The 12,693-nt window shown below is 61.9% G+C and carries 11 protein-coding genes; 6 read left to right on the forward strand and 5 right to left on the reverse strand.

Annotated elements, in window-relative coordinates:
* Positions 1-55 precede the first annotated feature (55 nt).
* Positions 56-1,228 (forward strand): acetylornithine/succinylornithine family transaminase, encoded by a 1,173-nt coding sequence (locus ACYAR8_RS14255; protein ID WP_463580221.1) that lies wholly within the window; start codon positions 56-58, stop codon positions 1,226-1,228.
* 585 nt (positions 1,229-1,813) lie between these two features.
* Here the strand turns inward: ACYAR8_RS14255 and ACYAR8_RS14260 are convergent.
* The 3 genes from ACYAR8_RS14260 to ACYAR8_RS14270 form a co-directional block, all read right to left on the reverse strand.
* On the reverse strand, positions 1,814-3,064 hold the full coding sequence (locus ACYAR8_RS14260; RefSeq protein ID WP_463580222.1) for a M20/M25/M40 family metallo-hydrolase: 1,251 nt from the start codon (positions 3,062-3,064) through the stop codon (positions 1,814-1,816).
* A gap of 222 nt (positions 3,065-3,286) precedes the next feature.
* Positions 3,287-4,207 carry a hypothetical protein gene (locus ACYAR8_RS14265; protein WP_463580223.1) on the reverse strand — a complete coding sequence of 307 codons (921 nt, stop codon included), beginning with the start codon at positions 4,205-4,207 and terminating at the stop codon, positions 3,287-3,289.
* Positions 4,204-4,899: a hypothetical protein gene (locus ACYAR8_RS14270; RefSeq protein ID WP_463580224.1), complete on the reverse strand. Its 696-nt coding sequence runs from the start codon at positions 4,897-4,899 to the stop codon at positions 4,204-4,206. The genes ACYAR8_RS14265 and ACYAR8_RS14270 overlap by 4 nt, the downstream gene beginning before the upstream one ends.
* A gap of 233 nt (positions 4,900-5,132) precedes the next feature.
* Here ACYAR8_RS14270 and ACYAR8_RS14275 point away from each other — a divergent pair, with 233 nt between their 5' ends.
* Complete coding sequence (locus ACYAR8_RS14275; protein WP_463580225.1) at positions 5,133-7,502, forward strand: DNA polymerase II; 2,370 nt, start codon at positions 5,133-5,135, stop codon at positions 7,500-7,502.
* Positions 7,503-7,526: 24 nt separating this feature from the next.
* Here the strand turns inward: ACYAR8_RS14275 and ACYAR8_RS14280 are convergent, their stop codons facing one another.
* Positions 7,527-8,426, reverse strand: coding sequence for a LysR family transcriptional regulator (locus ACYAR8_RS14280; RefSeq protein ID WP_463580226.1), 900 nt, complete (start codon positions 8,424-8,426; stop codon positions 7,527-7,529).
* Positions 8,427-8,520: 94 nt separating this feature from the next.
* On the opposite strand from ACYAR8_RS14280, the gene ACYAR8_RS14285 reads away from it, so the two are divergent.
* Positions 8,521-8,964 (forward strand): (R)-mandelonitrile lyase, encoded by a 444-nt coding sequence (locus ACYAR8_RS14285; RefSeq protein WP_463580227.1) that lies wholly within the window; start codon positions 8,521-8,523, stop codon positions 8,962-8,964.
* Positions 8,965-9,129: 165 nt separating this feature from the next.
* Here the strand turns inward: ACYAR8_RS14285 and ACYAR8_RS14290 are convergent, their stop codons facing one another.
* A complete protein-coding gene (locus tag ACYAR8_RS14290; RefSeq protein WP_265389386.1) occupies positions 9,130-9,999 on the reverse strand; it encodes an isocitrate lyase/PEP mutase family protein in 870 nt (289 codons plus the stop codon).
* 29 nt (positions 10,000-10,028) lie between these two features.
* Between ACYAR8_RS14290 and ACYAR8_RS14295 the strand changes: the two genes are divergently transcribed.
* The 3 genes from ACYAR8_RS14295 to ACYAR8_RS14305 all read left to right on the forward strand — a co-directional run bounded on the left by ACYAR8_RS14295 (position 10,029) and on the right by ACYAR8_RS14305 (position 12,538).
* On the forward strand, positions 10,029-10,325 hold the full coding sequence (locus ACYAR8_RS14295; protein ID WP_146175921.1) for a hypothetical protein: 297 nt from the start codon (positions 10,029-10,031) through the stop codon (positions 10,323-10,325).
* Positions 10,309-10,629: a helix-turn-helix domain-containing protein gene (locus tag ACYAR8_RS14300; protein ID WP_108121756.1), complete on the forward strand. Its 321-nt coding sequence runs from the start codon at positions 10,309-10,311 to the stop codon at positions 10,627-10,629. The genes ACYAR8_RS14295 and ACYAR8_RS14300 overlap by 17 nt, the downstream gene beginning before the upstream one ends.
* Positions 10,630-10,987: 358 nt before the next feature.
* Positions 10,988-12,538 carry a sugar ABC transporter ATP-binding protein gene (locus ACYAR8_RS14305; protein WP_463580228.1) on the forward strand — a complete coding sequence of 517 codons (1,551 nt, stop codon included), beginning with the start codon at positions 10,988-10,990 and terminating at the stop codon, positions 12,536-12,538.
* The last annotated feature ends 155 nt before the right edge of the window (positions 12,539-12,693 follow it).

The following is a 12,693-nucleotide window of genomic DNA, read 5'->3' on the forward strand; positions in this document are numbered from 1 at the left end:
ACATCAGAACGGGCTAACGATACTGGCTCCACTTACCCGTGATGGAGCCACCGACATGACCGCCGCCTGCCTGATGAACACTTACAAACCGATGCCCTTGAGCTTCATTCGTGGCGAAGGCGCGCGGCTGTGGGATGACAGTGGCCGTCAGTATCTGGACGCCGTCGCGGGTGTTGCGGTGACCAACGTCGGCCACAGCCATCCTCAGATTGTCGCGGCGATCAGCGATCAGGCCGGGTTGCTCTTGCACACGTCTAACCATTACCGCATCGACTGGCAGCAGAAACTGGCGCAACGGCTGACCCGGCTGTCAGGTCTGGAACAGGTGTTTTTCAACAATTCCGGCGCCGAGGCCAACGAAACAGCGCTCAAGCTGGCGCGTTTGTATGGCTGGGCCAAGGGCATCGAGCATCCGCTGGTGCTGGTCATGGATAACGCCTTTCACGGCCGCACCCTCGGCACATTGTCGGCCAGTGATAACGGCGCCGCACGGCTGGGTTATCAGCCGATGTCGGGTGAGTTCGTGAAGGTGGCGTTTGGCGACATGGCCGCTGTTGAGGGTGCGACGAAGCTGTATGGCGAGCGGATTGTCGCCGTGCTGGTCGAGCCGATTCAGGGGGAGGGTGGTGTGGCGTTGCCGCCGCCGGGTTATCTGAAGGCCCTTCGCGTCCATTGCACTCAAAACGGCTGGCTGATGATGCTCGACGAGATCCAGACCGGCATTGGCCGGACCGGGCGCTGGTTTGCGTTTGAGCATGAGGGGATCGTGCCGGATGTGATGACGCTGGCGAAGGCGTTGGGCAATGGCATTCCCATCGGTGCGTGTCTGGCGACGGCGGCGGTGGCGCGGTTGTTCACGCCGGGCAGTCATGGCAGTACGTTTGGCGGTAATCCGTTGGCGTGTCGGGTGGGTTGTACGGTGCTGGACATCGTTGAGGGGGAGGGGCTGTTGCGTAATGCGGCGTTGCAGGGTGAGCGGCTGCTGGCGGGGTTGCACGCCGGGCTGGCGGGGCACGCTGATGTGGCGCAGGTGCGGGGGATGGGGTTGATGATCGGGGTTGAGTTGAGGCGGCCGATTCGGGATGTGTGTCTGGTGGCAGCGCAGGAGTATGGGGTGTTGATCAATGTGACGCGGGGGCAGACGATTCGGCTGTTGCCGCCGTTGGTGATTGATGGGGATGAGGTGGACCGGATTGTGGCGGGCGTTGTAGGCGCGCTTCGCGGTTGAGGGTTTTAACGTCAAGAGCGAGATCAAGATCAAGAGCGTCTGCCTGGGGGCAGACTGTTTCGCCTTCGGCGACTTACTTTTGAGAAGCACCAAAAGTAAGCAAAAGTGCCTGCTCCTGGTTAGGTCCCTCCTCCGTCGGGATACCCTCACTCCGACGACGCTCCGTGGGCCCGCGCCGAACGGACATCCATGTCCTGACGGCGCTCTCGCCGCATCCATGCGGCTCGACCCACTGCGCGTCGTCTGCGTTCGGCCTGCACCCAAGTCGCGATTGGCGGTGACTGGGCTTTTTGCGTATGAAGATCAAAAGCAGATCAAGGTCAAAAGCAGATCAAGATCAAAAGCAGATCAAGATCAAAAGCTTCCCGGCTGAAGCCGGTCCTACAGTCCGAGCCAATCACACAGGCTGCACGCGCTGCTGTTAGTGGGACCGGCTTTAGCCGGGAAGGGGCCGGTTTGGGCACCATCAATCTTGCGGTCCTATGCCTGATCGTTCCCACGCTCCGCGTGGTAATGCCGCCTCTGACGCTCCGCGTCCCACCGGAACTGGCTTTTCAGTAAGCCCTGAGGAGCGTCAGCCCCGCTCTATTTCCCGGACAATTCCATGATCATCGCCGCGGTCAGGTAGAGCCTCGGGGCGATGCTGGTGAGGTCGATGTATTCGTCGTCGGCGTGGAGGCCGGCGCCGACGACGCCCATGGTTTCGAGGACGGCGGGTTTCTGGCTGTTTGGGACGTAGGCATAGCCGGCGTCGGTGCCGAAGCGCATGGCGATGGGTTCGAGGGCGCGGCCGGTTTTGGCGTAGATCGCTTGCGCCGTTTTCGCGAGGTCGTCGGTCGCTGGGTTTTTGGCCAGTGGGGGGCGGCCTTTGTCGAGGCGGAAGGTGACGTCGGTGCCGTCGATCATTTTGCCCTGAACGATGCGCTGTCCGTCGGCCAGCACGCGGTCGGATTCGCTCAGGTCGGAGTAGCGCATGTCGCCTTCGGCCGCGGCGCTGGAGGGGATGATGTTGCGTTTCTCGCCGCCTTTGATCAGCGTCCAGTTCACCGTTGTGCCCTTGGCCGCGTCACCCAGGTCCTTGAGCTGCACCAGTTGGTGGGCCAGTTCCATGGCGGCGTTGCGCCCGGCTTCCGGCGCAGAACCGGCGTGGGAGGACTTGCCTTTGACGTCGACGAACACGCCGTTGATGCCGTTGGTGGCGACCGTCACGGCGTCCTTGTCCGGTGGCTCGAACGAGAACACGTAGTCGTGCTTGCGGGCCAGTTCGGCGATCAGTTTTTTCGAGCCGGCGGAGCCCGTTTCTTCGTCAGGATTGAACAGTACGGTGATGGTGCCGAAGTCCTTGAATTTCTCGTCTTCCAGCAGCTTCAGGGTATGCAGCACCATGGCCACGCCACCTTTGGCATCGGCGACACCAGGGCCATACGCATGCTCGCCGTCGACGCGGAACGGTCGCTTGGCGGCGGTACCCGGACCGAACACGGTGTCGTAATGGATCATCAGCAGAAAGGATTTGCTGCCCGTGCCCTTCAGGGTGCCGACGATGTTATCGCCCGCCGACGGCGTCGCTGGCGTGGTTTCCACCGTTGCGCCCAGAGCCTTGAGGCGTTCGACCAGCACCGCGCTGACCATTTTCAGACCGGGCGCCTGGCCGGTCCCGGTGTCGATGTCGACCAATTGCTTGACGGTGGCGAGATAGGGTTTCTGCTCGGCCTCGGCCTTTTTCAACAATGGCTCGGGAGAAACGTCGGCGGCATAGGCGCCCCCGGCAAAAAAGCCGCCGCTGAACAGCGCGGCGAGGATGGAAGCGGTCAGAGCGGTACGTCGAACGTGCATGCTGGATCCCTCAGATGATGGTCGAGTTGTTGTGATGTCCAGAGGAACCACATCGTTCCCGCAGGATAGGTCGTCGGGCCATCAGTTCCTCGATCCGTTCGCACCGCCCGGATCGCCAAAATCCGTTCCCTGACGCAGCGCATTCTTGCCGCCGCTGCGCCCTCCGATGGCATGCGCCGTGGAATGCGGAGCGGGGATCGGATCTTCCCTAAGGTGCGCAGATCATGGTTGCACAGCGGGCGCGCCAGCGATTTGTTGGAGGAGAGGGACGTTGTGGGTGCCTTCCAGTTGGACGGGCGCTGAACGCACTGCGCCGTCCAGGCTTCGATAGCGGGTGTAGCCGTCAGTGGAAGACAGCAGTTGGCCGCGCTCGACATGACGCTGGCCGTTGAGCACGTAGCGCAGGGTCTGCTCCTTTCCCGCCACACCTTGAGTCTGGATATCCTGGGCGAGCACCTTCATCGACTCGTCAATGCATCCATCCAGCACCTCCATGACCTTGTTAAGGTCAAGCTCTCCGTCGTCCACACATCCCACTCCGCAGCGTCGGAAGGACTGACTGATGACCTCGATGCGAGCGTGGTACAGCGCAGAGCCGGCGATGTCTTGCAATTCGACTTCATTGAACAGGCGAAAGCTGCCCCGGTCCGCTTCCAGGATGATGTTGGGGCGGATGAGCAAACGACCTGCAATCGCATTGGTCGCGGGCCGCAGTCCGGCACCGATGCTGGCCTGGCGGTACCGAGCCTGCAAGCGGGTGTCCAGAGGCTGACCGCCGATCAGCGCGGCCATGGGCTGAGCGTCTTTGCGGGCCTCATCGCGCGCATTGCGCTCCAGCGTGGCGCTGCCCATCTGCGTGCTCAGCGCGCTGACGACCAGCAGTCCGGCGAGGCCGGTGCCGCGAGCCGCGTTGACAACGTTCTGGCTGGTCTGCTGAGCCGTCAGAGCAGTCTTGGCGTCGATGATCATTGACGCCGTGACCAGATCTTTGGCCGGCACTTGCACATCAACCAAGACGCCGTGATCGTTGATATAGCGCAGCGCCAGCGGGTCATTAAAGCTGCGCGAAGGTGCTGAAGACTGAGCGCAGCCGGCCAGCGCCAGGCTCAAGCCGAGCGCGGCCAGGAGGTACTTCGGGCTCATTTGTTGAACGCTGACAGCACTTGCTGACGGCTACCGTCGACGGCCTGATAGAAAGCGTTGGAAAGATTGCTGTAACCCGGCTGATCCCATTCACCCTGGGCAGGCTGGACGACCGCGAAAGGCTTGTACCAGACCAGGCGGCTGTCTTTAGGGTCCACCAGCATGCCGATGCCGCCCACTTGTGGCGTCGGGACGCTGGTAGGCACCACACTGTAATAGCTGCGGAACGCACCGGTTGCGGTGTAGGAGATCAGCAGCACGCGATCAACGCCGTAACGGCTCTGCAGTTCGCTGATGTTGCGCGCCAGGTAGCCTTCGCGCTTTTCCGTTTCCTTGAATTTCGTCAGGTCGATCAGGTCAGGAATGCGCTTGGCGTTAAGGCCCTTGGCTTTGAGGCTGGCGACCACCTCGTCAGGCAGGGTCTCCAGGTCGTGCAACTCCCATGCGCTGACCTGATCGCTCAATTTGCTGTTGATCCCTTTATTTATCGCCAGCTCCAGCAGACCCTGGTTGCCGATCAGTGCCAGTTGCGGCGGCGGCAGCGGGCTCAGGGCAACGCCAATGACCGGACTCTTGTCATTCCAGAATTGGGCGTCGAGGTCGATGGGCTTCTGAACGAAGCTGGAGCAGCCGGAGAGTGTGGCGAACAGCAAAACGAGGGCGAGACAATGGCGGGCAGTGCGTAAAAGCATGGGTCAAATCCCTTTGATGGTGACTGATGTGTGTCCAGACATGACCGGCATGTCGTGCTGGCATGATGCCACAAAACCGTTTATTGACGTCAAGATATTTACGGATTGGAGGCACTAATCACGCTTTGCAGTGTCGGCGCACCGCGCCGCGCTTTCCCGTGGCATTCACCGTAGAATCCACGTCTGAAATAAGTAGAATCCGGACCCGGATAAAAAGCGACGAGGTTGCAGCGGTGGATTTACAGCAGGGCTTCGTCCTGACCCGGCATTGGCGTGATACGGACGCCGGCACCGAGGTGGAATTCTGGCTGGCCACCGATGAGGGGCCGCGTCAGGTGCGCCTGCCGTACCAAACTTCTGTCGCGTTTATCCCGGCGCAGCACCGCGAACGCGCCGAAGCCGTGTTGCGCAACGAGCGCCATGTCGAGCTCAAGCCGCTGGAACTGTGTGATTTCCGCCACCGTCCGGTGCTTGGGCTTTACACGCGGCAACATCGACATCTGATGAACCTGGAAAGCGATCTGCGCAAAGCCAGCGTCGACGTCTACGAAGCCGATATCCGCCCGCCCGAGCGTTACCTGATGGAGCGTTTCATCACCGCGCCGGTGCAATTCGGCGGGCGGCCAGACGCCAGTGGCCTGTTGCAGGACGCGCAACTCAGGCCTGATCCAAATTATCGACCGACCCTGAAACTGGTGTCCCTGGACATCGAAACCACCGAGCGCGGCGAGCTGTATTGCATCGGCCTGCACGGCTGCGGCGAGCGTCAGGTGTACATGCTCGGCCCGGCCAACGGCGATGACGCCCAGGTGAATTTCAAGCTCGAGTACTGCGACACCCGCGTCGCGCTGCTGGAGAAACTCAACGAATGGATGGCCCGCCATGACCCGGACGGGATCATCGGCTGGAACGTGGTGCAGTTCGATTTGCGCGTGCTGCACGAGCACTCGCGGCGCTTGAATGTGCCGCTGCGCCTGGGTCGCGGCGGCGAGGTGATGACCTGGCGCGAACACGGCGCGCGCAACAATCACTTTTTCGCGGCGGCGGCCGGGCGGCTGATCATCGATGGTATCGAGGCTCTGCGTTCGGCGACCTGGAGCTTTCCCTCGTTCAGTCTGGAAAACGTGTCGCAAACGCTGCTGGGCGAAGGCAAGGCCATCGACAACCCGTACCAGCGCATGGACGAGATCAACCGCATGTTCGCCGAGGACAAGCCGGCGCTGGCGCGTTACAACCTCAAGGACTGCGAGCTGGTCACGCAGATTTTTGCCAAGACCGAGCTGCTGACCTTCCTCCTCGAACGCGCCACGGTGACCGGCCTGCCGGTGGATCGAAGCGGCGGCTCGGTGGCCGCGTTCGAGCATTTGTACATCCCGCTGATGCACCGCCAGGGCTTCGTAGCGCCGAACCTGGGCGAGCGCATGCCGGAAGCCAGCCCCGGCGGTTTCGTCATGGACTCACGGCCCGGGCTGTACGAATCGGTGTTGGTCCTTGATTACAAAAGCCTGTATCCGTCAATCATCCGCACGTTCCTGATTGACCCCGTGGGCTTGATCGAAGGCCTCAAGCATCCCGACGACAGTGAGTCGGTGGAAGGCTTCCGCGGCGCGCGTTTTTCCCGGACCCGGCACTGTCTGCCGGCCATCGTCTCGCGGGTGGCCGAAGGGCGCGAAGTGGCCAAGCGCGAGCGTAATGCGCCACTGTCCCAGGCCCTGAAAATCATCATGAACGCCTTCTACGGCGTGCTGGGTTCCAGCGGCTGCCGGTTCTTCGACACGCGGCTGGCATCGTCGATCACCCTGCGCGGGCACGCGATCATGCACCAGACGCGGATGCTGATCGAAGCACAGGGCTATGAAGTGATTTACGGCGATACCGACTCGACCTTTGTCTGGCTGAAAAAAGCCCACGAGCAGGAAGACGCGGCACAGATCGGCAGCGCGCTGGTCCGGCAGGTCAACGATTGGTGGCGTGCTCATGTGAAGGAGGAATATGGGCTGGAGAGTGCGCTTGAGCTGCAATTCGAAACCCACTTCAAGCGCTTCCTCATGCCGACCATTCGCGGCGCGGAGGAGGGCAGCAAAAAGCGCTACGCAGGCTTGGTGACCCGCGCCAACGGCGAAGACGAAATGGTTTACAAGGGGCTGGAGGTGGTGCGCACCGACTGGTCACCGCTGGCCCGGACCTTTCAGCAGGAACTCTACTTGCGGATTTTCCAGCGTCAGCCCTTTCAGGAATACATTCGTGAGTACGTGGGCCGAACCCTGGCCGGGGAGCTCGACGGGCAGCTGATCTATCGCAAGCGCCTGCGCCGGGCCCTCGACGATTACGAACGCAACGTGCCGCCCCATGTGCGCGCTGCGCGGCTGGCCGATGAGTACAACCGCCAGCAGGGTCGGCCGTTGCAGTACCAGAATGGCGGCTGGATCAGCTACGTGATCACCGTGGCCGGACCCGAGCCGCTGGAAGTGCGCACGGCGGCCATCGACTACGACCACTACATCAGCAAACAGCTGCAGCCGATTGCCGACGCGATCCTGCCGTTCGTGATCTCGCGGACGATCGATCTGAGTTCTCAGGATCAGTTCAGCTTCGACTTCTGAACCCTTTTTTTCTGACCCGTCTTCTCACGCCAGCGGATTGATCCGCAGCGCCTCCAGCACCACGCGAAACGCCGCCGTGTGCTGGCGCCGGCTGGGGTAGTAAAGGTGGTAGCCCACGAACGGCTCGCACCAGTCCGCGAGTACCTCCACGAGTTCGCCCTGCTCGATATGCCCGGCCACCAGGCCCTCGGGAAGCTGCGCCAGACCGATGCCGTCCAGGCAAACCTGCAGAATCTGAAACACGCTGTTCATGATCAACGGGCCGTCGACGCGCACGCGGATATCACGGCCGTCTTTGGCGTACTCCCATTGATACAGCGCGCCGTGGGTCGGCAGGCGCAGGTTGATGCAGCGATGGCGGGGCAGGTCTTCCGGCACCTGCGGTGTGGCGTGTCTCGCGAGGTAATCGGGGGACGCCACGGTCATCAGCCGCAACGGCGGGGCGATCGGCGCAGCGATCATGTCCGCCGCGAGGGTGTCACCCAGGCGCACGCCGGCATCGATGCGCTGGGCAACGATGTCGGTCAGGCCGTAGTCGGTGACCAGCTCGATGGTCATGTCAGGGTATAGGTCGAGCAAGGGTTTGAGGCGGGGCCAAAGCACGTAACGTGCGGCGAATTCGTCGGCGGTGATGCGGACCGTGCCGGAAGGCCGCGCGCTGTGCTCGATGGCGGCGTTGATCTGTTCCTCGATGCCGTCCAGCAGCGGCGCCAGTCCCTTGAATAACTGCTCGCCGGCCTCGGTGCGGGTCACGCTGCGGGTGGTGCGGGTGAGCAGGCGAACGCCGAGACGCTCCTCAAGCAGGCGCATGGTCTGGCCGACGGCGGAGGGTGAGATGCCCAGCGCGGCGGCGGCGCGGGTGAAATTGCCCTCGCGGCCCACTGCAACGAACACGGCCAGATCATCGAGTTTGTAATCCGCCATTGCCAAGCGCTCCTTCATTCTGATCGAAGCATTCTACGGATACTGTCGGCAATGCGCCCTTGTTACGCTGCTTGCACATTTTCTGGAGGTCGCTATGAGCTCAACTGATTTATCTGCTGAAGACATGCAAATCCACCGCGCCGGCTCGGCCGAGGCCATCAAGGGCCCGGCAGACTGGTTCACCGGTGACGTGCGCATCGACCGGATTTTCAACGCGCCGGCACCGGCGCGGGTCGGCCTGGCCATCGTGAATTTCCAGCCGGGCGCGCGCACTAACTGGCACACCCACCCGCTGGGCCAGATCCTGCTGGTCACCGACGGCGTCGGCTGGACCCAGTGCGAAGGCGGGCCGAAAACCGAAATCCGCCCGGGCGATCTGATCTGGTGCAATTGCGGCCGTCGTCACTGGCACGGCGCGACCGACATCACCGCCATGCAACACGTCGCGGTCAACGAAGCGCTGGACGGCAAACCGGTGGACTGGCTTGAGCCGGTGACCGAGCAGACCTACCTGGCCGGACCGGTGAAAAAAGACTAAGGGGCTGGTGTCGGACGGGTTGTGTCAGTGGCCCCTTCGGTACTGAACCATTGCATTCGCGGGCAAGCGCGCTCCTACAGGGGCCGCGGTCTGAGGACTGACCTGCGTACTCCACCGATGTCACTCTGCAGAACGCGTGACGCATTCAGGCGTCACGCCAAGGCCTTACTCCTTCACGTCCATGAAATCCTTGGCCCAGGCCACGTAATTTTCCGGGAACGTGTAGGTGTGGGTCAGTTCGGTGGCGCTGTGGTTCGAGGTGCTGTGGGTGACCTGACGTTGGGCGCGGAGGCTGTCGTAGGTGGCCTTGATCGCGGCGAAGTACGCCGCGTGACCGGCGACCACCACCCGCACGCCCAGATCGGCCAGGCGCTGGCGGTCATTGAGTTCCGGGTTGCCGTAGGTCACCAGCATCAGCGGGACGCTGAGCTTTTCCGAAATCTGCTCCAGGTGCTCGAAGTCCTTGATGCCGACGATGCAGATGCCGTCGGCGCCGGCCTTTTCGTAGGCCAGGGTGCGTTCGATGATGTCCTGGACCGGCAGCACGCCGGCGTTGGTCCGGGCGACGATCGTCAGTTCCGGGTCGACTCGGGCTTCAAGCGCCGCCTTGACCTTGCCGATGCCTTCTTCGATGGAGACCAGGTCCGTGGATTTGCGCCCGAATTGCGCCGGCAGCAAGGTGTCTTCGATGGTCAGCGCCGCCACGCCGGCGCGCTCCAGTTCTTCCACGGTGCGCATGACGTTCAGGGCGTTGCCGTAGCCGTGGTCGGCGTCGGCAATGAACGGCAGCTGCGCGACACGACCGATACGGGTGGCCTGCTCGACGAACTCGCTCAGGGTAATCAACGCAAAATCCGGTGCTGCCAGCACCTGCAGCGACGCCACCGACCCCCCCAGAATGCCGACCTCGAAGCCCAGATCCGCCGCAATGCGCGCCGACATGGGATCGAACACTGAAGCCGTCTCGACGCAGTGCTGCGAAGCCAGCTGCTCACGGAATTTGCGACGCAAAGCGGAGTGGGAAATTCTGGACATAAGGCTTCCTGATTCAGGCCGTCATCGAAATGCCAGCAATGCTACCGCAAATTCAGGCTGAAACGTCTCACCTCGACGAGCGATGTGCATTGATGTGGGTTTGTGGCGGCGCAGGGCTGACCTCCGCGGCACTTGGCAGGACCGCTTCAGCAGGGAAGGCGGCAGCAGCACACCGCAGAATTAAGGGTGACTTCACCGGCCTCTTCCCGGCTGAAGCCGGTCCTACTGACGACCTCGTATACCACTCAGTGTTAGGATTGCAGGCATTACAAATGCTGCTGGATCGACAGGATTTCACGGAGATCTGTCATGAAGAAAAGAATTGAGAGCGAAGCGTTGGCCTCTGTGCACGAGTCCGCCAGTGCTCTGCTGGATATAGGTGCCATCGATAAAGCAACGATGCGCGAGTTTGATCAGCACTGCATCGCCGAGGTCCCGGCTGACATAGACCCGGCACAGATCAGAGCCATTCGCGAGCAAAGTCATGTCAGTCAGCCCGTATTTGCCCGCTATCTGAACACCAGTACCTCCACGATCAAACAGTGGGAAGCCGGGTCCAAGCGTCCCGGTGGCATGGGGTTGAAGCTGCTGAGCATCGTTCAGAAGCACGGCCTGGAGGTTCTCGCCTGAGCGGGCTGATGATCACCAAACCAAGGGTGATCACCACGATTTCTTGCCGGCTGAAGCCGGTCCTGCTGAAACACCGCGCGTTTTTTAGTAGGACCGGCTTCAGCCGGTAAGACGCCAAACCTCGCGATGCATAACCCAAACCGTAAAAAACAAAGCAAGCGCTTGCGTGAATCGATTCAGCTGGTCTAGGATCCAGCTGTTCCGAAATATTTCAAAGCAATTCCCGAGTGCCACCCGCAAAAGAGGTGGCCCAGGCATAAAAACAAGAAACCTCGGAGATTCACATGATCAGCTCGTCTGCTCGATTGCCGCGTGTGCTGTCCGCGCTTGTCCTTTCTGATTCATCGGCTGCTCGGTCATGAGTGCTGCCGTCCTCTCCGATTCTCCCCAGCCCGTGCTGGAAATGACCGCCATTTCCAAGACCTTCAACGGCCTGCGCGTGCTGAAAAATGTGGCCCTCAAGGTGTACGCCGGTGAAGTTCATGCCCTGATGGGCGAGAACGGCGCGGGCAAGTCGACTCTGATGAAGATTCTGTCCGGTGCCTATCAGGCCGATGCCGGTGGCGAGATCCGCATCGACGGACAGACCCTGAACGCGTTCGACCCGTTGTCTGCCAAAGCGCGCGGCATCGCGGTGATCTATCAGGAACTGAGCCTCTGCCCCAACCTCAGCGTCGCCGAGAATATTTATCTGGGCCGCGAATTGCGCCGTGGCTGGAGCATCGACCGCAAGGCGATGGAAGCCGGTTGCGTTGACGTGCTGGTGCGACTGGGCGCCGATTTCAAACCCTCAACCAAGGTCAGCGTGCTGTCCATTGCCGAGCGGCAACTGGTGGAGATTGCCCGGGCGCTGCACGCCAATGCGAAAATCCTGGTGATGGACGAGCCGACCACGCCGCTGTCGTCCCGGGAGACCGATCGCCTGTTTGCGCTGATCAAACAGCTGCGTGATCAGGGCCTGGCGATCATCTACATCAGCCATCGCATGGCCGAAATCTACGAGTTGTCGGACCGAGTGTCGGTGCTGCGCGACGGCGAGTACGTCGGCATGCTGGAGCGCGACGCGCTGTCGGCCGAGGCGCTGGTGAAGATGATGGTCGGCCGCGACCTCTCCGGTTTCTACAAGAAAGAACATGCCGCCTACGACCCCGGCGCGGTGGTGATGCGCGTGCGCGATATGGCCGATGGCAAGCGCGTCAAGCCTTGCAGCTTTGATCTCCATGCGGGCGAAGTGCTGGGCATCGCCGGGTTGGTCGGGGCAGGGCGCACCGAACTGGCGCGTCTGATCTTCGCTGCCGACTCACGTATCTCCGGCACCCTCGAAGTGGCCGGGAAGGCGATCACTGATCTGCGCAACCCCACCGACGCCATCCGAGCGGGGGTGGTTTACCTGACCGAAGATCGCAAGGCCCAGGGCCTGTTTCTGGACATGAGCGTGCGCGACAACATCAACGTCTGTGCCTGCGTCCCCGACGCCCACACCGGCGGCGTGCTGGATCGCGGCCGTGGCGCGCAGCGGGCAATCGAGGCGATTCGTTCGCTGTCGATTCGCGTGGCGTCGGGCAAGGTCAACGTCGGCGCGCTGTCCGGCGGCAATCAGCAAAAGGTGCTGCTGGCGCGGCTGCTGGAGGTCAAGCCCCATGTGCTGATTCTCGACGAGCCCACCCGCGGCGTGGACATCGGCTCGAAGTCCGAGATCTACCGAATCATCAACGAACTGGCCAAGGCCGGCGTCGGCATTGTGGTGATCTCCAGCGAGCTGCCGGAAATCATCGGCACCTGCGATCGCGTGCTGATCATGCGCGAAGGTGAGTTGGTGGCCGAAGTGGGTGGTCACTCCGGGCACGAGATTTCCCAGGAACGGATCATCGATCTGGCAACGGGGAGTGCACAGGTGGCCCATGTCTAGACCCACTTCTCAGGCGCGACACTTAACGTGTAGGAGCGCGCTTGCCCGCGAAGGCGTTGTATCAGTCAGCGCATTTGCCACTGACAGATCCCGTTCGCGGGGAACCGCGCTCCTGCAGGAATCGCAATCTTCCGATAACAATAAAAAGGAAACCA

Source organism: Pseudomonas sp. HP_01 (assembly GCF_055284355.1).